The sequence below is a fragment of the Pararhodobacter sp. genome (assembly GCF_036802785.1).
GTDB lineage: Bacteria > Pseudomonadota > Alphaproteobacteria > Rhodobacterales > Rhodobacteraceae > Pararhodobacter.
The window spans coordinates 1-24,761 of sequence record NZ_DAIRVN010000057.1; the positions used below are offsets into that span (position 1 = coordinate 1).

The window sequence follows — 24,761 nt, forward strand, 5'->3', positions numbered from 1 at the left end:
CGCCCCCCCTCAATGGTCCAGTATCCCGACAATCCGGTCTGCCAATCGTTCGGGCATGGAGAAGAACGGCGAATGCGAGGCGGGAAGCGTGCTCAGATGCCCCGGCGCGAAATCACGCGCCATATGCGCCTGATATTCCGTGGGAATCACATTATCCTCGGTGCAGCGGATATAGTGCTTCTCAAGCGCCTCATAGGCGGGCGTCAGGGCCAGCGGCGTGGCCTGCGGCAAGATCGCCTGCGGCGTCAGATGGGCGCGTGCAAAGGCCACATCGGCATCCGCGCAATCCTGATAGAACAGCGGCTTGTGATACTCCGGCGCGAAGGAAAAGCTGATCCCGTCCGCGCCCATCCGGATCGCGGGCAACAGCGGCTGGCGCGGCCCGGCCTTGCGCAGATCCACCAGCGAGCGCCCCTCCTGCGGGACATAGGCACACAGAAAAATCAGCTTTTCCACCTGCTCGGGCGCTTCCAGCGCGGCGGCGGCGATGGCGTATCCGGCCATGGAATGGCCCAGAACCGGCACCGGCCCATCATGCATCGCGCGCGCGGCCGCGAGGATCGCCTGCGCATAACGCTCCAGCGTGACCTCGGCCAGCGGTGTGGTATCAGCGCCATGGCCCGGCAGGTCGATGGCGCGCGCATCGACCCCGCGCGCAGCGAGCGCCGGGATCACATCGCGCCAGCACCATGCCCCGTGGCAGGAGCCATGGATCAGCAGCAGGGGTGCTTTACCCATGCCCGCCCTCATTCGCCGAACCATTCCCGGAACCATGCCCCAGCGTGGTCAGAAAATCGGTCAGAAGCGCCGCATACACCTCGGGCTGATCAATGCAGGGCAGATGCCCCGAACCGCGGATCAGCTCAAAGCGGCTGCCGGGGATCAGATCAGCGGTTTCGCGCACCAGATCGGGCGGGGTGGAGCCATCTTCGCTGCCTGCGATCGCCATGGCGGGCAGCCGCAGGGTGGCGGTGGTGGCAAAGAAATCCGTCCCGGCGATCGCCGCCGAGCAGCCCGCATAACCCTGAACCGGGGTGCGTTCCAGCATATGCCGCCAGCCCCGCCCCTCGGTCGAATCGCGGAAAGCGGGCGGAAACCAGCGCTCCAGAATGGCATCGGCAAGCGCGGCGACACCGTGCTGTTCAACGGTGGCGATGCGGCTGTGCCACATCCCGGCGGTGCCGATCTTGGCCGCGGTGTTCGACAGAACCACCGCGCGGATCTGGTCCAGCCGCTTGACCGCCAGCCCCTGCGCCACCATGCCCCCAATCGACAGCCCCACCAGCACCGCGTCGCGCACCGCCAGATGGTCCAGCAACCGCTCCAGATCGCGCACCAGCGCGCCCATTGCATAGGGCGCGGCGGGTGCATCCGACAGGCCGTGCCCGCGCATGTCATAGCGGATGAGCTTCAGCTCCGGCGGCATGAGCGCCACCACCTTGTCCCAGAGCCGCAGGTCGGTGCCCAGCGAATTGGCGAAAACCACCGGCGCACCCTGAGGGTCGCCGTCAATGCGGTAATGCAGGCAGATATCGCCCAGATCAGCCATCAGCATGCTCACGCCCCCCCATGCATCATCATGTGCCTCATGTATCTGCGCCGCCCCGCCTGTGCGGGTCGGCGTCGGGCAGAAATAGCGGATCTGCGCGCAGGGGCAAGCCTTGGGGGTGCAGCCGTTCCCGCCGCCACGCGGCGTTTCTCCTTAATGGATTGCCTTTCACCGCCGGAATTGCCATCTCTGGGCCCCGGAGGTACTTCGATGAACACACCCACCACGCCTGCCCTGCCCGAGACGATGGATTTCCTCCTCAGCCGCCGCTCCCGGCCCGCCAAGATGCTGCGCGCACCGGCGCCGGATGCGGCCACGCTGACCCGGTTGCTGACTGCCGCCGCGCGCGTGCCCGATCACGGCAAGCTGGAGCCCTGGCGCTTCATCATCATCGAACCGGCGGCACTGGCGCGGCTGTCGGCCCTGATCACGGCGCGCGGTGAGGCACTTGGCATGGCACCCGAGGCCATCGAGAAAGCCGCCCAGAGCTTTCGCGACTCGCCGCTGGTGGTGGCCGTCGTCGCCTCCCCCAAACCCTCGGACAAGATCCCGGATTTCGAGCAGCTGCTTTCCGCCGGGGCTGTCTGCCTGAGCCTTGTGAATGCGGCGCTGGCGCAGGGCTTCGGCGCCTGCTGGCTGACCGGCTGGCCCGCCTTTGACCGCCCCTTCCTGAGCGAGGGGCTGGATCTGGCCGCGCAGGAACAGATTGCGGGCTTCGTGCATATCGGCAGTTGTACGATCACCCCGCCAGAGCGCCCGCGCCCGGATATCGCGGCCCTCATCACCCGGATCAGCGCATGATTCTGGGGGCATTCCGGCAGGCGCTGGCGCAGACCGGCGACCCGGTGTTCCGCAAGGTGATCTGGCTGGGGCTGGCACTGGCGCTGGCGCTGCTCTTTGCCATGTATGCGCTGATGCTGCTGGTGATCCAGATCTTCACGCCCGACACGCTGACCATCCCCATCGCGGGCGAGGTGCGCGGGCTGGGCACACTGCTTTCCTTCGGCTCGCTGGTGTTCATGCTGGTGCTGTCGATCTTCTTGATGGTGCCGGTGGCCTCGGCTTTCACCGGGCTCTTTCTGGATGACGTGGCCGATGCGGTGGAAGCGCGGCACTATCCGCAGCTGGCACTGGCGCCGCGCGCCTCGCTCTGGGTGACACTGACCGACAGCGCGCGCTATTTCGCGCTGCTGGTGGGGCTGAACCTGCTGGGGATTCTGGTGTTCGCGGTCTCTGGCGGGCTGGGGATTGTGGCGCTGTGGCTGCTGAACGGGTTTCTGCTGGCGCGCGAGTATTTCACCATGATAGCACTGCGCCGCCTGCCCCCGGCGGAAGCCTATGCCATGCGCAGCCGCCACGGGCTGAGGCTGTGGGTGGCGGGCGTGCTGATGGCGATACCGCTGAGCGTGCCGCTGCTCAACCTTTTCGTTCCGGTGCTGGGGGCGGCGACCTTCACCCATCTCTATCACCGGCTGCGCAACCAGCCGCGGTGACGGAAGAAAGGGGCTTTGCCCCTCTGGGCCTGCGGCCCATTCACCCCAGGATATTTTCAAACAGGTGAAAGGGGGCGGCGCGCCCCTTTTGCACTGGTCTCGTCACTGATCTCACCGGGGGCGGGCCTGAAGGGCGATCCGGCGCGGTATCAGCGCGTGTCCTGATAGGTCCACCGGAACAGGACATCGATGTCCTCCATCCCGACCGCCTCTGAAAGGACGATCGCCACGATTGACCCCCAGATGACCAGCGCCACGCCGGTTGTGATCAGCATCCGCTTGCGGATCTGCGCATCTGCGGGGGCGGATTGCGGGGTGCCGGGCACAACCACTCCGGCCTCACCCTGCGTTGTCAGGCGCAGCGGCAGGACGATGAAAAGGGTCAGGAACCAGATCACCGCAAACAGGACAAAGGCCGAGAAAAGGGTCATCAGATCTGCTCCAGTTCGACAAGGCAGCCGTTGAAATCCTTGGGATGCAGGAACAGCACCGGCTTGCCATGCGCCCCCGTCCTTGGCTCACCCGAGCCCAGCACCCGCGCCCCGGACGCTTTCAGCCGGTCGCGCGCATCGAGAATATCCTCGACCTCATAGCAGATATGGTGGATGCCGCCTGCCGGGTTCTTGTCCAGAAACCCCTTGATCGGGCTGTCATCGCCCAGCGGATACAAAAGCTCGATCTTGGTGTTCGGCAAGGTGATGAACACCACCGTCACCCCATGATCCGGCTCATCCTGCGGCGCGCCGACATCCGCCCCCAGCACCGTGCGGTACTGCGCGGCGGCGGCCTCCAGATCCGGGACCGCGATAGCGACATGGTTCAGACGACCGATCATGGCAAGCTCCCTGCTGCAGTGCCCTGCGGTGATACGGAACGCGCGCGGAAATGCAAGCGCAAGCGGCAGGATTTAACCGCCGGTTAGGGTTTCTCGCGCAGGCTTGATGTTCAGAAAGGAGGATTCGCCATGCCACCGACCGCCTGTTCCCTCACGACAACGGCGCCGCCTGCGGGCCTCCTGGCGGCGCAAACCATGCCCGTGCGCCCGCAGACCGTTCTGCTCGTCGAAGACAGCCGCTTCGCCGCCGAAGCCGTGCGCCTGATCTGCCGTCGCGCGGGGTTGCGCCTGCGCCGCGCCGATTGCCTGGCGTCGGCCCGGCAGCATCTGCGGGTCTATCGCCCCGATATCGCGCTGATTGATCTGGGACTGCCCGATGGATCAGGGCTGGACCTGATCGACGAACTGAACCGCCAGAAACCCCGGATTGACCGGATTGTCGCGCTGACCGGCGAGCCGGTGCTGGAACAGGCCGCGCGGCGCGCCGGGGCTGACGCCTTTCTGGAAAAGCCGATCAGCGTGACGCATCATCTTGCCCGGCTGCTGGGTGAGGCGCGCGATCTGGGCGAACCGCCAGAGGTGATCGACACGGCGCTGGGGCTTTCGCCGGGCACGACGGGCGCATGGCTGCCACCGATTCAACCCTCGCTGTTCGGCCAGTTCCGCACCCGCCCGTGGGAGCGCAATACCGGCGCGGACCCGCTGGCGCTGCGCGATGATCTGCTGCGCGCGCAGGACATGCTGGCCCATGACACCGAACCGGCGCAGATCGGCTATGCCGCACAATTCCTTGCCGGTATCGCCCGAAGTATGGATGATCAGCCGCTGCTGGCACTGGCAGAACGCGTCCGCCGCAGCGGCGAGACCGCCGCCCTGATCGCGCATCTGCGCCTGCGTGTCTCCACCGGGCCGCCACTGTGAGAGGCGGATGCCGCCCGGTGCCCCGGGCCGGGGCGTGCGGTCCTGGCGTTGAAAGCCCGCGGGTCTGGTGACTTCACTGCTGGCGATCGGCCAGCGCCCCGGCAGCCAGCGCCCCGACGGCCAGCGCCACGCCAGCCCCGGCCCGCCTCAGCCGAACTGAACCTTCCGGTGCCGCGTCTGGGCAAGCCAGGTCACCGCCGCCGCAATCAGAGTCCAGGCTGCAAGGGTGGCAAGGTATCTTTGCGGCAAGGTGCGCCCATCCAGCGCCGCCCAGGCCAGTTCCGCCATGGCCCGCGTGGGCGTCCAGACCGAAAGCGCATTGACCCCCTCGGGCAGCATCTGCGGCGGCATCCAGAGCCCGCCAAGATAGGCCAGCGGAAGGAAAATGAGATTGGCCAGCGGCACCGCCGCCCGGGCAGAGGCCAGCGACCCCAGCGCCGTGCCCATCAGCGTGGCAGGCAACGCCGCCAGCAAGACCACCGCAATCAGCCGCGCCCAGGCCATCGGCCCTGACAGAACCACGCCGCCCAGCATCCTGCCCAACACCAACACCAGAACCATGGCGAGCGCAGCGAACCCCAGCGCCATCAGCACCCGCGCCACCCATGGCGCCAATGCCGAGCCGGGCAGGCAGCGTTGCCACAGGGTGAACGGGTCCTCCCTGTCCTGCGCCACCGTAACACCGAACTGGTAAAAGCCGACCCCGACCACCGCATAAACCGCAAATGAGGCCATGGCATAGGCCGCCGCCGCGCCCTGCCCGGCCAGCCCGGCACCGAAAAACGCATAGAGCATCGCGGGAAACAGGATGGTCGGCACCCAGAACCCCGGCTGGCGGCCAAGCACCCGGAACACAAGAACAATTTCAGCAATCATTTGTTGACGGTTCATACCCGGTTCTCCTGCCCGATCCGGGCGATGATATCCTTCAACGCAAGCGGCTCGATGGTCAGATCGTCAAAGCGCAGCCCCTCGCCGACCATGCGCCGCAGGCTCGCGTCGCTGTCGTCGCTTTCCGCCTGCCAGCGCCCGCCCTCCTTGCGCGCCTGCAACCAGCCCGGCGGCGCAAGGCCTTCAGGCAGGGTGAAGGCCAGCCGCCGCGCCCGCATCCGTGCATGCAGATCGCCCAGCCGACCCTCCAGCACGGGCCGCCCCTGATCAATCATCAGGATCCGGTCGCAGACCGCCTCGATCTCATCCCAGTGGTGCGAGGTGAGGATCATCGCGCCGCCGCCCTCCACATAGGAACGCGCCACCACGCGGAATGCCTCTTGCGCGACGCTGTCCAGACCGGCGGTCGGCTCATCCAGAAACACCAGCCCCGGCTGCCCGACAAAGGCCAGCGCAAGGGCCACCCGCCGCACCTCACCGCCGGAAAAGCCGGTCATGCGGCGGTCAATGAGACGCTCCAGCCCGAAGGCCGTGATCACCCCATCGACTCCCGGCAGGCCCGCCCGGCGCGCGGCAGCATAGTGCAGCACCTCGCGCGGGGTCAGCTGATCGGGGAACCCGGCGGCCTGCGGTGTCACCCCCATCCGCGCCCGCGCCGCCGCGCTGCCCGCCGGGTGACCAAAGATCCGCACCCTGCCGCTGTCCGGGGGCCGCAGCCCCGTCAGAAGCGCCAGCGTGGTGGATTTCCCCGCGCCATTCGGACCCAGAAGCCCCAGCGCCTGACCGCGATCAAGGCCGAGCGAAACACCCTCCACGGCCCTGACCGGGCCAAATCTCTTCGCAAGCCCCGAGGCTTCGAGCGGCCGGTCCATCTTGACCCCTTTGCTTGTCCGACATGAAAAACGATGCAAAGAGGGGTAGAATGACCCGGCCCGGGCCAAAAGGAATGGTTTCGTGAACTGGCAGAAACTCCGCGTGAAACCTGAAGCATTCGCCTTGGCGCTTCGTGAAATGACACGGGCGCTGGCAGAGCCGCGACGCTGGGCAATGATCCTTGCCGTCGTGCTGCTGGTGGCCATCGCGGGCCCGTTCTACACGATGGAAAGGCTGGGGCTTGCCGGGCGCATTGCCTACTGGGCGGGGATCGGGGTCACATCCTGGCTGATGATGTGGGCGCTGGTGCGGCTGGCCTTTGCGCTGACCCCCGCGCACTGGCCGCCGGTTCTGACCGGGGCGCTTGCGGGGCTGGCGGGCGTTGTGCCGGTGATGGGGCTGGTGACGCTTGCCAATCTGGCCGCCGGCATGGGGTTGCCTGCGGGCGGGTTCTGGGGCCTGGCGCCCTATGTCGCGCCGCTTGTGACGGGCATTTCGGTGCTGGCCGTCGTGTTTCAGGGTGGCGCAGCGCGCGCAACCCCTCCGGGCACCGCCCAGCCCCCCGTGACACCGCCGCTCTTCGCCCGCCTGCCCGCGCGCCTTGGCCGCGAGATCGTGACGATTCAGGCGCAGGACCATTATATCGAGGTCACCACGCTGCGGGGCAGCGCCCTGATCCTGATGCGGATGGGGGATGCCGTGCAGGGCCTGCCCGCGCGCCACGGCCTGCAGGTGCACCGGTCGTGGTGGGCCGATCTGGCATATGCAGAACGGCTGGAGGTTACCGGCGCAGGGCGGATGGCGCTTGTGATGGTCACGGGCGGCGTGGTGCCCGTGCCGCGCGCACGTCAGGCGGCGTTGCGCAAGGCAATGGCCAGCGCCGCTCCCGCTGCCGGGAAGGCGTGAGCGCCCGGCACAGGAGGTGCTCCGGGACAGCCCGGCGGTGCACAACACCTGAAGAAAGGAAAGCGCATGGAGGTCTTCGTCGCCCTGCTCAGAGCCGTGAATGTCGGCGGCACCGGCAAACTACCCATGACTGAACTGCGCGCCCTGTGCACGGCGGCCGGCTTCGAAAACACCCGTACCTATATCCAGTCCGGCAATGTCGTCTTCCGGACCGGCCAGTCGCGTGAAGCCGCGCAGACAGCGCTCGAAACCCGGCTGCGCGAACATTGCGGCAAAGCGGTCGCCACCTTCCTGCGCGACGCAGCGAGCATGCAGGACGTGCTCGCCCGCAACCCTTTCCCCACGGCAGCGCCTGACCGGGTCGCTATCCTCTTCCTGAACGGCACGCCGCCGCCGGACCTGCTCCTGTCCGCCAAAGGCCGCAGGGACGAGCAAATCGAACCCGGGTTGCAGGAGGTTTTCATCCATTACCCGTCCGGGATGGGCCGCTCACGGCTCAGGCTCGCCGTGATGGATCATGGCACCGCGCGCAACCTGAATACCATCCGCAAACTCGCCGCGATGGCCGCCGAAGCGCGCTGATCATATCCCCCTGCAAACCCGCAATGCACCGACCACACAACGCGCCGCTTTCATCTTGCCCCAAATACGCACAGAACAGCGCAACCCCCACCACCGCCGGGGGCTGAAAAACACCCTCCCCACGGGGTTGCGCGCAAAGCGCGCGAACCCGGGCCGGTGCGGCGGGGGCCAGCGGCCTCCGCCGCACCGGCCAACCCCGTCACAGACCGGTCAGAACCCGCCACAGCAGACTGCCCCGCCGGACAAATTCCGACTGCCCCAGCGCGCCCGCCGCCACCCGTTCGGGTGCGCGCACCGCCTGCTGCAAAATCGCCTCGGCCCGCCAGGCGGCCAGCAGGGCAGGCCGCGCCGCGCGCGAAACCTCCCTGCGCCCGCGCCGTGCCTGTGCCAGCCGCTCAAGCCCCGCGCGCGCCAGCGCCGCCACCGCCTCTGTCCGGCCATCGGGCAGCGGCAAACGGCCCGCCGCCTCCAGCCCGGGCACGGCCATCAGGTAGTTTGCCAGCCCTTGCGCCGCGCCCAGATCACGCGCCACCGTCCCAGACCCGCCCCCCAGCATCCGCACCGAGGCAACCATCAGCCCCCCCGCGCTGGCCTCCAGATAGGCCCAGAGCGCGGCCTCGTCGGCGAAAGGTGCGCGCTCGATATCCGCCTCGCGCGCGTCGATCATCCCCAGCAGCACCTCGCGGGGCATCGCCTTTTCGACAATCAATGCGGCCAGCGGCCCGGCCACCTCATGCGCTGCGGGCGCCTCCGTCCCGGCCCCTTCGACGACATCGCGCCAGAACTGCAGCCGCATCCGCGCCAGCAGCGGCTCTCTCGTCACCCAGGGCGCGCGCGCCACTTCAAGGTTAAAGGCCTGCAGCACGAAAAGCCCCGCCCGCGCCAGGGGCGGGGCGGCCATCGTAGCCAGCCAGCGGTCCGGATCGCCGCGCTCGACCATCGCCACGCAGGCGTCGACCGAAGCCCGCTCCGACAGGGAAAAGCTGCGCCCCGTGCTCATCGCGGCGCGGCCACGATCAGGCGGTCGTCATAGCTGCCGCCCTGTCCCGGCCAAAGCGCGATCTCGTCGCGGAAGGCGGCGATCAGGGCCGGATCGCCGGAAAACTCCGCCAGCCGCGCCTCCCGTGGCTCATAATACTGCACCCGGCCCGCAGCGCCCAGCACACGCGCGCCCGGCCCGGTGCCTGCCAGTTCCAGCGCCCAGCGCAGGCTTTCCCCGTCGCCGGGTCCCGCGCGCTCAAGCGGCGCGAAAAGGGCGAAGATATCGCTCATGTCGCCGGTTCCACCCCGTCGCGGATCAGCTTCCACACCATCGCCTCGCGCAACGCCTCGAACGAGGCATCGACGATGTTGGGCGAGACGCCCACGGTTGACCACCGCCGCCCGGCGCTGTCCTCGCTGTCGATGATCACCCGCGTCACCGCCTCGGTCCCGCCCTGCGTGATACGGACCTTGAAATCGACCAGCTTCATATCGTCGATGACCGCCTGATACGGCCCCAGATCCTTGGCCAGCGCCTTGGACAGCGCGTTGACCGGCCCCCGGTCCGAGCCGGTCTCATCCATGCTCTCGGATACCGAGAGCATCTTCTGGCCGCCGATCTTGACCACCACCACCGCCTCCGACAGGCTGACCATCCGGTCATACTTGTTCTTGCGCCGCTCCACCGTCACCCGGTAGCGCTTCACTTCGAAATACTCGGGCAGCAGCCCCAGCCCCGCCCGCGCCAGCAGCTCGAACGAGGCCTGCGCGCCGTCATAGGCATAGCCCTGATCCTCGCGCTCCTTGACCAGCTCCAGAATGCGCCCCAGCCGCGGGTCGCCCGGCACCACCGCGATCCCGGCAGCCAGCATCCGCGCCCGCAGGTTCGATTGCCCGGCCTGATTGCTCATCGGGATGATGCGCTCATTGCCCACCCGCGCCGGGTCGATGTGCTCATAGGTGGCGGGGTCTTTCAGGATCGCGCTGGCATGCAGCCCGGCCTTGTGCGCGAATGCCGAGGCACCCACATAGGGCGCACTGCGCAAAGGCACGCGGTTCAGGATGTCGTCCAGCTGGCGCGAGACACGCACCAGCCCGCCCAGCGCCTCAGCGCTCACGCCAATCCGGTAGCGGCTGGCATAGGGCTCCTTCAGCAGCAGCGTCGGAATGAGCGTTGTGAGATTGGCATTGCCGCAGCGCTCCCCCAACCCGTTCAGCGTGCCCTGCACCTGCCGCGCCCCGGCATCCACCGCTGCAAGCGAGGCCGCCACGGCATTGCCGGTATCGTCATGACAATGGATGCCCAGCCTGTCGCCCGGCACCCCTGAAGCGATCACTTCCGCCGTGATCCGCCCCACCTCAGCGGGCAGGGTGCCGCCGTTGGTGTCGCACAGCACCACCCAGCGCGCACCCGCCTCCAGCGCGGCGCGAAGACAGGCCAGCGCGTAGCGGGGGTTGGCCCTGTAGCCGTCAAAGAAATGCTCGGCGTCATAAAGCGCTTCGCGCCCCAGCGCGACCAGATGCGCCACCGAGGCGCGGATGTTCTCAAGGTTCTCGTCCAGCGTGATGCCCAGCGCGGCAAAGACATGGAAATCATGCGCCTTGCCCACCAGACAGACCGCGCCGGTTCCGGCATTCACCACCGCCGCCAGAACATCATCGTTTTCGGCCGAGCGCCCGGCGCGCCGGGTCATGCCAAAGGCCGTCATGACGGCGCGGGTTGCGGGTGCGGTGGTGAAAAACTCGCTGTCCGTCGGGTTCGCGCCCGGCCAGCCGCCCTCGATATAATCCACCCCGAGCGCATCCAGCGCCCCGGCAATCGCCAGCTTGTCAGCGGTCGAGAACTGCACCCCCTGCGTCTGCTGCCCGTCGCGCAGGGTGGTGTCGTAGAGATACAGCCGCTCCATCACGCCCCTGCCCCTTCATCTTGCTGAAAATACGCCCGGGGGGAGCGGCCAGAGGCCGCCGGGGGGCAGGCAGCCCCCCGGCCCGCACCCCAAACCCGCGCATACGCCGGGTCAGTCGCCGGATCAGACGCAACCCTTGCAAACCCGCCCCGGAACCGGCTCATCCCAGCGCCTCCAGCTTTGCGGCATCAAAATCCGGCCCCGGCACCAGCTCCACCCCGGCCTTTGACATCCGCACTTCGACACCGGCGGCAACAAGCGCGGCTTTCAGCGCATCGACCGGCGCAAAATCCTTGCTCTGCATGGCATCCGCCCGCAGTGCGGCTAGGCGCGCGGCATGGCCGGACAGGTCGACACCCGGCCCGCTCAGCCATTCCCCCTGCGCATCCCCCAGCAGGCCCAGCAGACCCGCCGAGGCTTTCAGCCCCGCGCCATCCCCCGCTGCCGCAAGTTCATGCAGCGCGGTGATCGCACCGGCGGTATTGAGGTCATCGGCAAGCGCAGCAAGCACCGGCGCAGCCACCTCCCCCTGCCCGGCATTCTCGATCAGGGCGCGCCATTTGCGCAGAACTCTCTCTGCCTCGCGCGCCTTCTCTTCCGTCCAGTCCATGGGCTTGCGGTAATGGGTGGACAGCATCACAAAGCGCACCACCTCACCCGGGAAACCCTGCTCCAGCAGGTCCCGCACGGTAAAGAAATTGCCCAGTGACTTGGACATCTTCTTCCCCTCCACCTGCACCATCTCATTGTGCAGCCAGTAGCGCGCGAACCCGGCGTCCGGGTAAGCGCAGCAGCTCTGGGCGATCTCGTTCTCATGGTGGGGAAACTGCAGGTCCAGCCCGCCCCCGTGGATGTCAAACGCCGCTCCCAGCAGCTCATACGACATGGCCGAGCATTCGATATGCCAGCCGGGCCGCCCCCGCCCCCATGGGCTTTCCCACCCCGGCAGGGACGCATCCGACGGTTTCCACAACACAAAATCCAGCGCATCGCGCTTGTAGGGCGCCACTTCCACCCGCGCGCCCGCGATCATGTCATCGACCGAGCGCCCGGAAAGCCGCCCATAGGCCGGATACGAGCGCACATCGAACAACACATGCCCCGCCACCTCATAGGCATGGCCCTTGTCGATCAGCGCCGAAATCATGGCGATCATCGCGCCGATATACTCGGTCGCGCGGGGCTCATGGGTCGGGCGCAGGGCACCCAGCGCGTCCATATCCGCATGATACCATTCAATCGTCTCATCGGTGATGGCGCGGATATCGCGGCCCGTCTCGGCGGCGCGGGCGTTGATCTTGTCATCGACATCGGTGAAATTGCGCACATAGGTCACCTGGCCTTCGCCATAGACATGGCGCAGCAGACGGAACAGCACGTCAAACACCACCACCGGCCGGGCATTGCCCAGATGTGCGCGGTCATAGACCGTGGGGCCGCAGACATACATCCGCACATTGTCCGGGTCGAGCGGCACAAAGTCTTCCTTCGCCCGGTTAAACGAATTGTGCAGTCGGATGGTCACCATTCCTCAAGCCTCCATACGCCTGTGCAGCTTCCCTGCGCGGGTCCGGCGGCTTCGCTTTCCTGTGGAAATGAGGCGCCCCGCGCGACCGGATGGTCAGCGGGTAATGCAGCAAATGGCGGTGATGCGCGTCAGTCTCATGGGCAAGGGCGTAGCATGGCACGGGGGCGTGGCGCAACGGGGAAAAGGCGTGCTCACGGGGTGGGCGGCACGCCGCGCGCGCGTCCTTCGCGCCATGCCATGATCAGACCGCCCGACACCACGATCGCCCCGCCCGTCACACTCACCCAGTCCGGCCAGACATCAAAGAACACGATGTCAAACAGCGCGGCCCAGACCAGCACCAGATAGAAGAACGGCGCGACATAGCTGGCATCGACACGCGCCATCGCCAGCAGCAGCAGCACCTGCCCCGAAACCATCAGCACGCCCACACCCGCCAGCGCCACCCACTGGCCCATACCCCCGGGCATCTGAAAGAACGGAATGACCGCCAGCGAGGCAATCACCGCGCCCATGCAATTGTTGACCAGCAGAATCTGGCGCGGCGGCTCGCGGTTGGTCAGTTTCTTGATGAAAATCCCCTCAACCCCCATGGCCAGCGCCGCGCCCAGCGCCAGAAAGGCGGCGGGCTGGATGACGCCCGCGCCGGGGCGCAGCAGAACCAGCGCGCCCACCAGCGCCAGCGCCGCCGCCGACCAGCGCCACGGCCCCACCCGCTCTCCCAGAAAGGGGATGGCGAACAGCATGGTCGCCACGGGGCTGAGAAAGCTCAGCGCATTGGCATCGGTGAGCGGCATCTGCGCGGCGGCGGCAAACAGCAGCGCGCCGCCCACCCAGCCCAGCAATGTGCGCGCCAGATGCAGGCCCCATTGCGGCGGGCTGCTGACCGGCGCACCGGCATCGACCGTGCGGCGCGGCAAAAGACTGACCACAATGAGAACGGCCAGAAAACCAAATAGAAACCGCGCATGGCTGATCTGAAGCGCATGAAGCGGCGCGCCCGATGCCCCACCACCCAGCGCCTTGGCCAGAAGCGTTGTCCCGGCGAAAAAGCCGGTGGCAAGGCACATCGACAGCGCAGCAATGATGGCAGGAGGGGGCATGAACACATCCGATCGGCGCAGCCATGGCAAAACGCGCCCCAGCAACACCGGGACGCGCCCTTCATCTGTTCAGAAATATCCGGCCTTATGTATCAAACGCACCAATGGAGTGCGCAAAATGAAATCTTATCGATCAGCTTTCCCACGGAAGTTGGTGATTCTGTGGTTCGTAATCCTTCCACCCCCTGCTGCGCATGGTGCTACTTTGACCGAAGTATCCAAAGGGGTGTCTATGGCTGAAATTTCCTCGGGCCTCCCAATCGCGGAATTGCATTGCTCCTTCGGCCACGCGCGTCCCATCGACCTCAAAAACCTCGTTTCCGAAAACATCAGTGGCAAACACTGCGATGTTCCCCGGCCCGGCTTGGATTATACCCTCCTTATTTCGCACAACATCTGCTGGGAAAGACAGGTCGTGCGTATGATAAAGGCCGCTCGAAACAGTCCCGCCGGATTGGATATCTCCCATTCGAACGCTCCGGGAAAAGATTTCCACGGAATATACCCCCGTTTCTTGGCCAACGTCCCCCACGAAAGCAACTGGTCGGTTTACCCATACGCTTGCGACAGCATGAACGCCCTTCGCGGGGGACTGACCCGAGTTTGTCACGGTAAGGTCGAAGACTATGCCGTCTCGTTCATCTATGTAGGCTTTCGCCGCTTGGATGCTCAGATAGGTCCTTACCTGAGCCTCACCGATATCTCTGGTGGCTACAGCCATCCTCTGGGTTTCTCTCAACGTAGCCCAGATCAAGTACACAGATCCAAGGCCGAGCACCAAGCCTATCAAGCCGGTGTATCCCATGATCCGCGTAAACCTAGCCATAACCTCTTGGGCATCAAGGTCGCGCTCGGCGCGCTTACTGTCCTCGGCGGCTTCTATTTCTTGGCGAACGCAGTCACGCAAGAGCGCCGGGCTAAGGTCGGTCCCGCAGTTGCGCTCTATCCTATCTGCGGCCTGATCAGCATTGCTGCGGGAAGTCTCATCATAGCGTACTCTCTGCTCGGTTAGGGCCGCAGAGCCATCCCAAATTAGCAGTGCTGCGATAACTGCCAGCGCCAATCCAAAAACTACAAACGCAAGCGGTCCTCGCCAATAGCTGTCAGGCATTGCAACAGGAACGCCGCGCTGAACTTTCCTCTGGAAAGCTTGTTCGCGACATTCACTTCCTTCTCGTTGATTCCAATATCAGCCAGCCTTTCAACAAGTTGGGCGTAAGTCACGCCCTTTCTCTTAAGCTCGGCCTTCAGGATGTTCGCAGCCTTGGTTTCCCATTCAGTGTGGCTTGGCATGACGACCTCACGATAAGAAAATAACGTAAACAGTATATAAACCCTTGCATGCAGTATGTCTACATACTATATTCGATATGAAATCAACGGATATAGTATCATGGCCCAGCACTTCCTTCTTTCAGCAGCATCGCGCACCCTCAGCCTTCGGGCGATCTACAAAGGTGGCGAAGATGCCGCGTATGCGACGTTCTGCGAAATGCGCTGGCCGGAAACTGATGGCGAGGCAATCTGCCCCAAGTGCGGTTGCTGCGATGCTTACAAGATCACCACGCGCCGCAAGTTCAAGTGCAAGGCCTGTTCGCACCAGTTCAGCGTGACCAGCGGCACGATCTTCGCCAGCCGCAAGATGGACTTCGTTGATCTGCTGGCGGCGATCTGCATCATGGTCAACGCCGCCAAGGGCGTTTCCATGGTCCAGCTTTCGCGCGATCTGGACTGCCAGTACAAGACCGCCTTCGTTCTGGCGCACAAGCTGCGCGAAGCCATGGCGCAGGAAGTGCAGACCGGCGAAGTTCTGACGGGCCACGTCGAGATTGATGGCGCATACTTCGGCGGTCACATTCGCCCCGAGAACGTGAAGGCTGATCGCGTTGACCGTCGCCTGAAAGAGCACCAGACCGGCAAGCGCCGCGTTGTAATCGCTCTGCGTGAGCGCGTGGGACGCACCCTGCCTTTCGTCGCGATGGCCGAGGGCGAAGGCGTTGCACTGGCTAACGAGAACGTCTGCCGCATGGCCACCGTGTCAGCCGATGAAGCCAGCCACTGGGATGCGCTACATGCAGGCTGGGAAGTTGAGCGCGTGAACCACAGCGAACTCTACAGCGACCACGGCAAGCACACCAATATGGTGGAAAGCTTCTTCTCGCGCCTGCGCCGCATGGTTGCTGGTCAGCACCACCACGTCAGCCCGCAGTACCTGCACCAGTATGCCAACCACGCCGCGTGGCTGGAGGACAACCGCCGCTTTGACAACGGCGAGCTGGCGCACCGTCTGGTGGCGAACTCGATGGGTGCGCCCGTCAGCCGCAACTGGAAGGGCTACTGGCAGCGGGCGGCATAAAGAAAAGGGGGCCGAAGCCCCCTGATCCCTCATGCATGAGCGAATTTTTTCCCGGTGTTAATTTCGCTAATTCGACCGATGTTCACGTCGAAATCTGCGGCAATTCGGCTCTGCATATCCCCCTGCTTTAAGCGATCCTTGATGATTTTGGCATCTTGCTCGCTAAGCCTCCGGCTTGGCCGTCTGTTGTCGTTTCTCATAGGTCAACTCCATTTGAGTGGAGCCGCTACGGGGTTGACTGAGGGAGAGCAGAAGGATAGATTCCTTGTACAGAACTGCAATCCGAAGCGCCCCGTAACGGCGTTAGGTTTAGCCGCATCCTCGTGCAAAGAGGGTGCGGCTTCTGCAGTCTATCCCACTGTAAAACGATTCGCAACAGTTTGTGCCTCACAGGCCCTGAGGTGCCCGATTTTGTGCCACCCGTGGGTTTGGCTGGGTGGGTAGCCTAAGCGCTGTTTGGCGCTCTATGGCTCTCTCCGGCGCGTTTTGACAATGTTCTCAAATGTTCTCACGCAACCGCCAAGCCCGGCCCTCTTGCCGCACCATCCCCGCCCGCCGCATCTTCTGCAACGCTTGCGTTGTCCGCACATACGCCGCGCAGGGCGTCAGTTCCGGCCTCTTGCTGGCCACATAGGCGGCAAGGTCGCGCTGGCTGCTGTAGCCCTTCCTGATGCCATCCAAGATGATCAGGCGCATCAACCCCTTGCGCGCCGCGTCAGCCCGGTTGGCTGGCAACACCGCAGGCAAATCAACCCCGCGCAGCCGGCATAGCGCCTCGACATGCGCCAAGCCTTCGCCGTTCCCCCGGATGATCTGCTTTCGCAAGGCAAGCAGTGCGCCATCTATCGACTTGTCCAACATGCCGGAATCATAGCGAGACTAGCGCGAAAAAGATTCCGTTTTCTTGGTGCGTTTGATACATAAGGCCGGAAATATCCCGGGGGAGTCGCCCGAAGGGCGGCGGGGGCAGCGCCCCCAGCCCGGTCGCCCCCGGTCCGCCCGGTTGCCTCAGTCCGCCTGACTGGCCGGTTTGGCGTTGAGCAATGAATACCGCTCCTCGCCCAGCTTCTCAAAGAGGTCAAGCTGGGTTTCCAGAAAGTCGATATGCCCTTCCTCGTCGGCGATCAGATCGTCGAACAGTGCCCGCGTGACGTAATCGCCCGCGTCGTCGCAATAGCGCCGCGCCTCGATATAGAGGGTGCGCGCGTCATGCTCGCCCGCCAGATCGCATTCCAGCGTCTCTTTCAGGGTCTGGCCGATGCGCAGCGAATCAAGCTTCTGCAGGTTCGGATGGCCTTCCAGAAAGATGATCCGGGTGATCAGCTTGTCGGCGTGGTGCATCTCTTCGATCGATTCGGCGCGTGACTTGTCGGCCAGATGGCCAAAGCCCCAGTCTTCCTGCAAGCGGTAGTGCAGCCAGTACTGGCTGACGGCCGTAAGTTCCGAGCGAAGCGCTGCGTTGAGATACTCAATAACCTTGGGATCGCCCTTCATGTGGTGCCTTCCTTTTCGCGGTGCCGAAGATGGGAACGGTCTGACCGGGCAAACCGGCCCCCGATACGGGCAGACTGTCACAGCGACGCATCGTGTCAAGGAAAAGGGGCATACAACCACCGCAATCGGCTGATTTTCCCAGCGCCCGGTAGACCTTGCGCGGGGTGATCAGCGTGTCAGGGTCCGCAGCGCGCATCCAGTCGACGGCGGCGCGGATGTCGTGATCGGCGATGTTCATGCAGTGGCAGACAATCATGGCGGCAGAACCCGGCTGAACGTGGTTTGACAGGGTGCCGGTGGCGTCTGGCTGTCGGCACGTAGTACCTGACAGAAAGCATCGGATATGTAAAGTCACGAAGCGCGGCGCAGCCCGCCCCCTGCGCTGCGCCCTCACCACCCGAACAGAGCCCGATGATGGCGTGATCCCGATGGCACCGTCGGGATTGAGGTCTTGGCCTTCGCGCCGTCCGGTGTCAGAAACCTCATCAGGATACGTGCCATGGAATGTGAGTGTCTGACCTGACAAGGCCAGAGAATGCTTGACGCCGCCTCCCCCGGCACCGGCCCTCCACAAACCAGAGTCGGGAAATGACATGAATGCGCTGAAGACTGTTCTTGAGCAGATCCGGGATGAAATGATCCGCAACCGTGAGGCGGCCACCGCGCAAAGCAAGCTGGTGGAACAGCTGCTCGCCGAGGCCCGCGCCGAGAAACGCATTTTGCGGATGATCCTGGACAGCGCCACCGCTGGCATGGAGAACGACATCACCGCCACGCTGAGTCAGGTGCAACGCAGCATGGCCCAGACGCTGGATGCCGTTCATGAGGGGCGCCTGTCGCTGGCCCGCTTTGGCGACGGGGAATTCCTGCTCATGGTCAACGCAGATCACTCCATCCGCTTCCAGCGCAACGCGCCCGGATTACGCAGCGACCTGAGCAATGCCATGAACCCGGACTGGCTGGCGCCGGGCCGCGTCATGGTCGCGCTGCCGCCACCGTTCCGGGGCAATCTGCATTGGCTGGGGGTCTGGATCGGAACCTGGAAGCTTGTGAAAAGCCTGCTCGCCCCGGGGGCACAGTACGGAAACACCCTCATCTCGCGGCCGGCCTTCTTCCTGCAGGAAGGCGCCGCCGGTATCGCGCAATGGCGGCGGCTGTGGGAAGGTCGTGAGGTTCTGGTCGTCACCGGCCGGGGTTCGCGGTTTGAGCTGCTTCCGGCCCTGTTCGACGGGGCGGGGAAGGTCGATTTCCTCTACGCTTCGCCCGAGCATGCCTATGCTGACCGCGAAGAGATCATGAAAGGCGTCATCGCCCGTGCGACCCCCGACATGATCGTGCTGCTGTCGCTGGGTCCGACAGCAACCATTCTCGCGCACCGCATTGCGGCGGCAGGCATTCAGGCGCTGGATATCGGCCATATCAGCGCAAGCTACGCCCATGTCTATTCAAACGGGCTGCTGCCTGAGAAACTGCAGATATCAAGATAGACCGCCAGCCAACGCGCGCCCCTTCATCTTGCCCAAAATACGCTCGGGGGGTGAATTCGGCGCAGCCGAAGAGGGGGGCTTGAAAAGCCCCCCTGCCCGCTCAGGCCTCTTCATGCGGTCTGCGGACAAGCGACTGCACCACATAGACCAGAATGGCAAAGCCCACCGCGCCCGCAGCGGCAATGCCCAGCACCACCAGCCAGTCAACCGGCCCGCCCAGATCGGACAGGCGCGAATTGGTGATCTGCAGCATGAAGGCCACCGCCGACACCGCGCCGAAGGGCATCGCCAGCTGCGCCATGAGGAACTTGCGCATCGACACAGCCCGGTCGCGCACCAGCACATAGGCGTAAAGCGCAGTGATGACGGCGGCGACAGCCGCCAGCACCCAGAACAGTCCCCGGCCAAACATCTCCTCAAAGACGGCGATCAGGGTGGAAAAGCTCAGTTCTTCCATGGTGCTCTCTCCTCAGGCCAGGCCGCGCAGCATGGCGTTATAGGTGGCTTTCAATGCGACTTCCTTCATCAGCCAGGAAATCCACAGCTCTTCCAGCGGGGCGATCACGCCGGGGAACGAGGGCACGAGGTTGTCGTTATAATCGAACTCGATCAGCATCGCCCGGCCGATGCGGGTGATCATCGGGCAGGAGGTGTAGCCGTTGAACCGGCGCGTACCCTCGCGGCCCTGCAATTCGCTGACCAGATGGTCCTCGACCACCGGCTGGTGCCATTTCACGCTCGCCGCCGTCTTGCCCTTGGGCACGCCGCAGATATCGCCGATGCCGAAGACATTGGGATAGCGGGCATGGCGCAGGGTTTCGCGGTCAACCTCGATCCAGCCCTGATCGGTCCAGCGGTCGCCCCATGACAGGCCCGAATCACGCACCACCTGCGGCGCGCGCTGCGGCGGGATGACGTTGATGAAATCATAACCCGTCTCGACATCGCCCTCGGGCGTCGCATAGGTCGCCACCTTGCGCGTGGCATCGACGGCCTTCAGCACATGGTCATAGCGCGCCTCAATCCCGCGTTCACCAAAGATCTGGCGCAGGCGGTGGTGGACGATGGGCACGCTGAACAGCGCCGGATTATGGGCATTGTAGATGAACTGCGACCCCGAGCGGGTGCCCTTGCGGGTGGCGATATCCTCGGCCAGCATGGTGATCTTCAGTGGCGCGCCGGCGCATTTCATCTCGGTCGCCGGGCGGCCGAACAGGCCGACACCGCCCTGATCGGTGAAGCGGTCCAGCGCGCGCCAGCTCAGCTCGGCATGTTCCGGCCCGGCGTAATGGGCGCTGATGCCGTTTTCGCCCACCATATCCAGCGAGAAGCCCTCGATCGCCTCCCAGTCCAGCGACAGGCCGGTGGCGACGATGAGATAGTCATAGTCAAACCGCTGCCCGCCGGTGGTGGTGATGCGGTTGGCGTCGGGGTCGATCCCGGCGGCATATTCCTGCACCCAGTTCACGCCCGAGGGCAGCCATTGCCCGGTGGTGCTGACCGAATAATGCGCGGGCTTCAGACCTGCGGCGATCAGCGTGAATCCCGGCTGGTACCAATGCTGCTGGCGCCCGTCGATGACGGTGATCTGCGCGCCCTCAAGGCGCGTGGACAGGCGGTTGGCAATCGCCGCGCCGCCCGCGCCTGCACCCAGAATGACGATCCGCGCCGCGGTGCGCACCCGCTGCGCCTGCGCGCCGCTTCCGGCCGCCGCCAGCGCCGCCCCCCCCGCCGCGAGGGCCAGAAAACCACGCCTGCTGGCGCTCAGATTCCACGGCCTGGACATCTCTTCCCTCCACCAAATATGAATATATCTATATATCAGTTATCACATTCCACAATCAGAATGCAATAGCATACCAAGCGCCCCTGCCAGCGCGGCTTCCGAGGGGGCCGGGGTGCGTCACTGTCGGGGTTATCCCGGTTCTCGCCACCGCGATTTGATCCTGGTCAAGGCAGGAAGCGCCGAAAACATTTAGGTGATGTCCATCATTACGGAGTAGACCGATGCGATTGACCACACGAACCAACCTTGCCCTGCGGACATTGATGGTCTGTGCCGTCAACCCCGACCGCATCGTGCGCAAGGCCGAGGTCGCGGCGGCGATCAATGCCTCCGAGAACCATCTGGCGCAGGTCATCAATCAGCTTGGGCAACTCGGCTTCATCAAGACACTGCGCGGGCGCCACGGCGGTTTCATCCTCGCCCGCCCCGCCAATGAGATCAGTGTGGGCGATGTGTTCCGCACTTTTGAAGCCGATCTGCCGTTCATCGAATGCTTTTCGCCCGACAATACCTGCCCGCTCAAGGACCATTGCCGCATGTCCGCCCATCTGGCGCGGGCCGTCGATGCCTTTTACGCCTCGCTTGATCCCCTGATGCTGGCTGAGCTGGTGGAGTGCAACACCGGGCTGGATGCGCTGCTGTCGCTGCAATCGCCGCTGCGGATGAGCGAGGGTGTGCCCTGCGTGCGGGCGCGGCAGATGCGGGTGGCTGCGTCCGGCTGAGGCTCAGTATTCCAGCCGCAGACGGTCGCCCGTCATTTCGATGCGGGAAAAACGGCTGAGAAAGGTCATGCCCAGCAACGAGACATGCAGTTCCCCCTCGTTGACAAGGGCGCGGATGTTCGGATGCTGCCGGGCGCCGATATGCACCCCGTCCAGCGTTACCCGGGCGGTGCGCACCACACCATTGGCGGTGCGCGCCGTGCCCAGGTAGGCAAGATCGCTCTCCGTAAAACCCAGCGCCTCTGCATCAGCGCGGGTCAGCACGATATCGGTGGCGCCGGTATCGACGATGAAATGGATGGGCTGTGGTTCCATGCCTTCGCGCCCCGTCACCTCCAGCGTCAGGCGAAAGGCACCGTCGCGGCCGCGGCGCAGATCAATCGCGTCTTCGCCGGTCTGTTGCACCGTGATCGACGGCAGCATCACCGATTGCCACAGCCCCCAGCCCGCCATCACCCCGGTAAACAGAAGCCCCCACAGCAGCAACATGCGCACGAACTGCCCAAGTTGCTGGCGCATCGCCACCAGCGCATAGGAACCCAGCACCGTGCCCAGAAGGACCAGATAGACGATCTGCGCAATCTGGTCGCTGGACAGGCTGTCAATCATCGCAGCACCATGAGGGGAGCAAGGCAGGGCATGAGGTCAATCTAGGGACCGGGCGGGATTTGGCCAAGTCTGCCGCGCGCGCTTCACGCAAGCGTGCGCGGCTTTACGCCCAGCCCGAAGGGGTCCGGCGCAAAGGAACCCGTCAGGCAATTAATTGCCTGACGTTTCTTTCTCTGCCTTTTCAAGAACCTGCGCGGCTTTCATCCAGAGCGCTTCAGCCCGGTCGAGGGCTTCCATCACCTCGGCATATTTCCGGTTCCAGACCGCCAGATCGCCCTTGCGATCGTCTTCATACAGCTCGGTATCGGCCAGTTTCGTCGCCAGCTTGCTGCGCATTTCCTCAATCTTCTCAACGCGCTGCTCGCATTTCTTCAGGTCAGAGCGCAACGCGGCAAGCTCGTCGCGGCTGGCGCGCCGTTTCTCGGCCTTCGGCTTTTCCTCACGCGCAGGGGTATCGGGGGTCAGCAGGAAGCGGCGATAGGCCTCAAGATCTTCCTCATAGGGCGTCACCGTCCCGCCTGAGACGAGCCACAGCCGGTCTGCCACCAACCCCAGCAGGTGCATATCATGGCTCACCAGTACCACCGCGCCCGAATAGGCTGTCAGCGCCTCCACCAGCGCCTCGCGGCTTTCGATATCAAGGTGGTTGGTCGGTTCATCAAGGATCAGCAGATGCGGCGCGTCGATGGTGGCCAGCAACAGCGACAACCGCGCCTTCTGCCCGCCCGAAAGCCGCGAAACCGTGGTTTCGGCCTGATCGGCCATCAGCCCGAACCCCGCCAGCCGGGCGCGCAGCCGGGGCTGCCCCTCGGTTGGGCGCAGTCGCTGGATATGCTGAAGCGGCGTTTCCTCAAGATGCAGCTCATCCACCTGATGCTGCGCGAAATAGCCCACACGCAGCTTGGAAGAGCGCGTGATATCGCCCGCCATCAGCTCAAGTTTGCCCGCCAACAGCTTGGAAAGCGTGGACTTTCCCTCACCGTTGCGGCCCAGTAGGGCGATCCGGTCATCCTGATCAATACGGAGGTTCAGCTTGCGCAGCACCGCCGGGCCGCCATAGCCCACGGCACCGCTTTCAATGGCGATGATCGGCGGCGACAGCTCTTCGGGCACGGGAAAGCTGAACACATGCTTCGCGGCCTCGGCGGGCGCGGTGATGGGTTGCATCTTTTCCAGCATCTTGACGCGCGATTGCGCCTGCCGCGCCTTTGATGCCTTGGCCTTGAAACGGTCAACGAAGCTTTGCAGATGCGCGCGCCGCGCGTCCTGCTTGCGGGCCTCGGCCACCTGCACGGCGCGCTGCTCGGAACGGGTGCGGGCGAAAGTGTCATAGCCGCCCTGATAGAGGGTGAGCTTCTTGTCCTCCAGATGCAGGATCGCGCCCACCGCCCGGTTCAGAAGGCCCCGGTCATGGCTGATGATGATGACCGTATGCGGATATTTCGCCAGATAGCTTTCCAGCCAGAGCGCGCCTTCAAGGTCAAGATAGTTGGTCGGCTCATCGAGCAGCAGCAGGTCAGGCTGCGCGAACAGAACCCCCGCCAGCGCCACCCGCATCCGCCACCCGCCCGAGAAATCGGAGCAGGGCTGCAACATCTCCTCGGCGGTAAAGCCCAGCCCCTTGAGGATGGCCGATGCCCGCCCCTCGGCTGACCATGCGTCGATATCGGCAAGCCGGGCCTGAATTTCGGCAATGCGCGAGGGGTCTTGCGCGGTTTCCGATTCTGCCATCAGCGCGGCACGCTCAACATCGGCCGACAGCACGGTATCCAGCAGGCTGGTCGAGGACGAGGGCACCTCCTGCGCCACGCCGCCGATGCGGGCGCGCGACGGCAGCGAGATCGCACCACCCTCATTCACCAGCTCACCCCGGATCAGCCGGAAAAGCGTGGTCTTGCCCGATCCGTTCTGCCCGACAAGGCCAACCTTGTGGCCGGTGGGAATACGCGCCGCAGCGCCCACAAAAAGCGGGCGCCCGTCGATGGAGTAATTCAGATCATTGATGCTCAGCATGGCGCGGACTTGCCTGATGCCGGGGCAGGCGTCAAGGTGCCGCGCAAGGCCGCGCCGCTGATCAGGGGCACTTCCCGGCGCATTGATGCAAACCCTGAACAGAAATTGCCGCCCGCCCCTGCTTTTCAAAACCGGGCTGGCGTGATACGGGGCGGCGCAGACAGAAACCGGGGCATGGGTGCCCCATGCAGCAAGAGACACGTCATGGCCATTGAGCGCACGCTTTCAATCATCAAACCCGATGCGACCAACCGCAACCTGACCGGCAAGATCAACGCCAAGTTCGAGGATGCCGGGCTGCGCATCATCGCGCAAAAGCGCATTCACCTGTCGCTGGCGCAGGCAGAAAAGTTCTACGAAGTCCACGCTGAGCGCCCCTTCTATGGCGAGCTGTGCGAATTCATGGCGTCGGCTCCGGTTGTGGTGCAGGTTCTGGAAGGCGAAGGCGCCATTGCGAAGAACCGCGAAGTGATGGGCGCCACCAACCCGGCGCAGGCCGCTGAAGGCACCATCCGCAAGGATTTCGCGCTGTCGGTCGGTGAAAACTCGGTCCACGGGTCGGACGCGCCAGAAACCGCCGCGCAGGAGATCGCTTATTTCTTCTCGGGGCTTGAGCTGGTCGGCTGAGGCCCCTGCCCTGATACACTACCCTGATACCAGAACGGCGCGCGGGTTTCCGCGCGCCGTTTTCGTTCTTGGCGTGGCCTGCGGGCGGGTCTAGGTTG

At 64.7% G+C, this 24,761-nt stretch carries 30 protein-coding genes; 10 read left to right on the plus strand and 20 right to left on the minus strand.

Annotation, left to right across the window (positions count from 1 at the left end):
- Positions 1–9: 9 nt before the first annotated feature.
- Positions 10–738, minus strand: coding sequence for an alpha/beta fold hydrolase (locus tag V7Q53_RS16785; RefSeq protein WP_333829856.1), 729 nt, complete (start codon positions 736–738; stop codon positions 10–12).
- Positions 731–1,555, minus strand: a complete 825-nt coding sequence (gene pcaD, locus V7Q53_RS16790; protein ID WP_333829857.1) for a 3-oxoadipate enol-lactonase — start codon at positions 1,553–1,555, stop codon at positions 731–733. The genes V7Q53_RS16785 and pcaD overlap by 8 nt, the downstream gene beginning before the upstream one ends.
- A 204-nt stretch (positions 1,556–1,759) precedes the next feature.
- Here pcaD and V7Q53_RS16795 point away from each other — a divergent pair, with 204 nt between their 5' ends.
- Positions 1,760–2,350 carry a nitroreductase family protein gene (locus V7Q53_RS16795; RefSeq protein WP_333829858.1) on the plus strand — a complete coding sequence of 197 codons (591 nt, stop codon included), beginning with the start codon at positions 1,760–1,762 and terminating at the stop codon, positions 2,348–2,350.
- Positions 2,347–3,042, plus strand: a complete 696-nt coding sequence (locus V7Q53_RS16800; RefSeq protein WP_333829859.1) for an EI24 domain-containing protein — start codon at positions 2,347–2,349, stop codon at positions 3,040–3,042. The genes V7Q53_RS16795 and V7Q53_RS16800 overlap by 4 nt, the downstream gene beginning before the upstream one ends.
- Before the next feature lie 149 nt (positions 3,043–3,191).
- Here the strand turns inward: V7Q53_RS16800 and V7Q53_RS16805 are convergent, their stop codons facing one another.
- Complete coding sequence (locus V7Q53_RS16805; protein WP_333829860.1) at positions 3,192–3,473, minus strand: DUF1467 family protein; 282 nt, start codon at positions 3,471–3,473, stop codon at positions 3,192–3,194.
- Entirely contained in the window at positions 3,473–3,877 is a 405-nt protein-coding gene (gene mce / locus V7Q53_RS16810; protein WP_333829861.1) for a methylmalonyl-CoA epimerase, read from the minus strand. The genes V7Q53_RS16805 and mce overlap by 1 nt, the downstream gene beginning before the upstream one ends.
- A gap of 195 nt (positions 3,878–4,072) precedes the next feature.
- Here mce and V7Q53_RS16815 point away from each other — a divergent pair, with 195 nt between their 5' ends.
- The gene (locus V7Q53_RS16815) at positions 4,073–4,798 is read left to right on the plus strand and encodes a response regulator (RefSeq protein WP_333829862.1); all 726 of its coding nucleotides are present in this window, start codon (positions 4,073–4,075) and stop codon (positions 4,796–4,798) included.
- Positions 4,799–4,945: 147 nt separating this feature from the next.
- Here the strand turns inward: V7Q53_RS16815 and V7Q53_RS16820 are convergent, their stop codons facing one another.
- Together V7Q53_RS16820 and V7Q53_RS16825 are read right to left on the minus strand one after the other, a co-directional pair.
- Positions 4,946–5,689 (minus strand): ABC transporter permease, encoded by a 744-nt coding sequence (locus V7Q53_RS16820; RefSeq protein WP_333829863.1) that lies wholly within the window; start codon positions 5,687–5,689, stop codon positions 4,946–4,948.
- Entirely contained in the window at positions 5,686–6,561 is an 876-nt protein-coding gene (locus tag V7Q53_RS16825; RefSeq protein WP_333829864.1) for an ABC transporter ATP-binding protein, read from the minus strand. The genes V7Q53_RS16820 and V7Q53_RS16825 overlap by 4 nt, the downstream gene beginning before the upstream one ends.
- Positions 6,562–6,664: 103 nt before the next feature.
- On the opposite strand from V7Q53_RS16825, the gene V7Q53_RS16830 reads away from it, so the two are divergent.
- Positions 6,665–7,468, plus strand: coding sequence for a LytTR family DNA-binding domain-containing protein (locus V7Q53_RS16830; RefSeq protein WP_333829865.1), 804 nt, complete (start codon positions 6,665–6,667; stop codon positions 7,466–7,468).
- A 66-nt stretch (positions 7,469–7,534) separates the two neighbouring features.
- Positions 7,535–8,050: a DUF1697 domain-containing protein gene (locus V7Q53_RS16835; RefSeq protein ID WP_333829866.1), complete on the plus strand. Its 516-nt coding sequence runs from the start codon at positions 7,535–7,537 to the stop codon at positions 8,048–8,050.
- A 199-nt stretch (positions 8,051–8,249) separates the two neighbouring features.
- On the opposite strand, the gene V7Q53_RS16840 is transcribed toward V7Q53_RS16835, so the two are convergent.
- The 5 genes from V7Q53_RS16840 to V7Q53_RS16860 all read right to left on the minus strand — a co-directional run bounded on the left by V7Q53_RS16840 (position 8,250) and on the right by V7Q53_RS16860 (position 13,569).
- A complete protein-coding gene (locus V7Q53_RS16840) occupies positions 8,250–9,050 on the minus strand; it encodes a phytoene/squalene synthase family protein (RefSeq protein ID WP_333829867.1) in 801 nt (266 codons plus the stop codon).
- The gene (locus V7Q53_RS16845; RefSeq protein WP_333829868.1) at positions 9,047–9,322 is read right to left on the minus strand and encodes a hypothetical protein; all 276 of its coding nucleotides are present in this window, start codon (positions 9,320–9,322) and stop codon (positions 9,047–9,049) included. The genes V7Q53_RS16840 and V7Q53_RS16845 overlap by 4 nt, the downstream gene beginning before the upstream one ends.
- Entirely contained in the window at positions 9,319–10,938 is a 1,620-nt protein-coding gene (gene cimA / locus V7Q53_RS16850; RefSeq protein ID WP_333829894.1) for a citramalate synthase, read from the minus strand. Before cimA ends, V7Q53_RS16845 begins: the two co-directional genes overlap by 4 nt.
- A 160-nt stretch (positions 10,939–11,098) precedes the next feature.
- Positions 11,099–12,466, minus strand: coding sequence for a cysteine--tRNA ligase (cysS, locus tag V7Q53_RS16855; protein WP_333829869.1), 1,368 nt, complete (start codon positions 12,464–12,466; stop codon positions 11,099–11,101).
- Between the two features lie 191 nt (positions 12,467–12,657).
- Positions 12,658–13,569, minus strand: a complete 912-nt coding sequence (locus V7Q53_RS16860) for a DMT family transporter (protein WP_333829870.1) — start codon at positions 13,567–13,569, stop codon at positions 12,658–12,660.
- On the opposite strand from V7Q53_RS16860, the gene V7Q53_RS16865 reads away from it, so the two are divergent.
- Entirely contained in the window at positions 13,568–14,581 is a 1,014-nt protein-coding gene (locus tag V7Q53_RS16865; protein ID WP_333829871.1) for a hypothetical protein, read from the plus strand. The genes V7Q53_RS16860 and V7Q53_RS16865 overlap by 2 nt on opposite strands.
- A 59-nt stretch (positions 14,582–14,640) precedes the next feature.
- On the opposite strand, the gene V7Q53_RS16870 is transcribed toward V7Q53_RS16865, so the two are convergent.
- Complete coding sequence (locus tag V7Q53_RS16870; protein ID WP_333829872.1) at positions 14,641–14,862, minus strand: DUF6471 domain-containing protein; 222 nt, start codon at positions 14,860–14,862, stop codon at positions 14,641–14,643.
- A gap of 100 nt (positions 14,863–14,962) precedes the next feature.
- On the opposite strand from V7Q53_RS16870, the gene V7Q53_RS16875 reads away from it, so the two are divergent.
- The gene (locus tag V7Q53_RS16875; RefSeq protein WP_333829873.1) at positions 14,963–15,925 is read left to right on the plus strand and encodes an IS1595 family transposase; all 963 of its coding nucleotides are present in this window, start codon (positions 14,963–14,965) and stop codon (positions 15,923–15,925) included.
- Positions 15,926–15,954: 29 nt separating this feature from the next.
- Here the strand turns inward: V7Q53_RS16875 and V7Q53_RS16880 are convergent, their stop codons facing one another.
- The 4 genes from V7Q53_RS16880 to V7Q53_RS16895 all read right to left on the minus strand — a co-directional run bounded on the left by V7Q53_RS16880 (position 15,955) and on the right by V7Q53_RS16895 (position 17,675).
- Positions 15,955–16,125: a hypothetical protein gene (locus V7Q53_RS16880; RefSeq protein ID WP_333829875.1), complete on the minus strand. Its 171-nt coding sequence runs from the start codon at positions 16,123–16,125 to the stop codon at positions 15,955–15,957.
- A gap of 298 nt (positions 16,126–16,423) precedes the next feature.
- Positions 16,424–16,786, minus strand: coding sequence for a hypothetical protein (locus V7Q53_RS16885; protein ID WP_333829876.1), 363 nt, complete (start codon positions 16,784–16,786; stop codon positions 16,424–16,426).
- A 147-nt stretch (positions 16,787–16,933) separates the two neighbouring features.
- The gene (bfr, locus tag V7Q53_RS16890) at positions 16,934–17,419 is read right to left on the minus strand and encodes a bacterioferritin (protein ID WP_333829877.1); all 486 of its coding nucleotides are present in this window, start codon (positions 17,417–17,419) and stop codon (positions 16,934–16,936) included.
- Entirely contained in the window at positions 17,394–17,675 is a 282-nt protein-coding gene (locus V7Q53_RS16895) for a (2Fe-2S)-binding protein (RefSeq protein ID WP_333829895.1), read from the minus strand. The genes bfr and V7Q53_RS16895 overlap by 26 nt, the downstream gene beginning before the upstream one ends.
- A gap of 337 nt (positions 17,676–18,012) precedes the next feature.
- Between V7Q53_RS16895 and V7Q53_RS16900 the strand changes: the two genes are divergently transcribed.
- Positions 18,013–18,906 carry a GT-D fold domain-containing glycosyltransferase gene (locus tag V7Q53_RS16900; RefSeq protein WP_333829878.1) on the plus strand — a complete coding sequence of 298 codons (894 nt, stop codon included), beginning with the start codon at positions 18,013–18,015 and terminating at the stop codon, positions 18,904–18,906.
- A 100-nt stretch (positions 18,907–19,006) separates the two neighbouring features.
- Here the strand turns inward: V7Q53_RS16900 and V7Q53_RS16905 are convergent, their stop codons facing one another.
- Both V7Q53_RS16905 and V7Q53_RS16910 read right to left on the minus strand, forming a co-directional pair.
- Positions 19,007–19,363 carry a DUF5368 domain-containing protein gene (locus V7Q53_RS16905; RefSeq protein WP_333829879.1) on the minus strand — a complete coding sequence of 119 codons (357 nt, stop codon included), beginning with the start codon at positions 19,361–19,363 and terminating at the stop codon, positions 19,007–19,009.
- 12 nt (positions 19,364–19,375) lie between these two features.
- Positions 19,376–20,692, minus strand: coding sequence for an NAD(P)/FAD-dependent oxidoreductase (locus V7Q53_RS16910; RefSeq protein WP_333829880.1), 1,317 nt, complete (start codon positions 20,690–20,692; stop codon positions 19,376–19,378).
- A gap of 221 nt (positions 20,693–20,913) precedes the next feature.
- On the opposite strand from V7Q53_RS16910, the gene V7Q53_RS16915 reads away from it, so the two are divergent.
- Complete coding sequence (locus V7Q53_RS16915; protein ID WP_333829882.1) at positions 20,914–21,414, plus strand: RrF2 family transcriptional regulator; 501 nt, start codon at positions 20,914–20,916, stop codon at positions 21,412–21,414.
- 3 nt (positions 21,415–21,417) lie between these two features.
- Here the strand turns inward: V7Q53_RS16915 and V7Q53_RS16920 are convergent, their stop codons facing one another.
- Positions 21,418–22,023, minus strand: a complete 606-nt coding sequence (locus tag V7Q53_RS16920; protein ID WP_333829883.1) for a retropepsin-like aspartic protease family protein — start codon at positions 22,021–22,023, stop codon at positions 21,418–21,420.
- A 150-nt stretch (positions 22,024–22,173) separates the two neighbouring features.
- A complete protein-coding gene (locus V7Q53_RS16925) occupies positions 22,174–24,036 on the minus strand; it encodes an ABC-F family ATP-binding cassette domain-containing protein (RefSeq protein WP_333829884.1) in 1,863 nt (620 codons plus the stop codon).
- A gap of 204 nt (positions 24,037–24,240) precedes the next feature.
- On the opposite strand from V7Q53_RS16925, the gene ndk reads away from it, so the two are divergent.
- Complete coding sequence (ndk, locus tag V7Q53_RS16930; protein ID WP_333829886.1) at positions 24,241–24,663, plus strand: nucleoside-diphosphate kinase; 423 nt, start codon at positions 24,241–24,243, stop codon at positions 24,661–24,663.
- Positions 24,664–24,761: the final 98 nt, after the last annotated feature.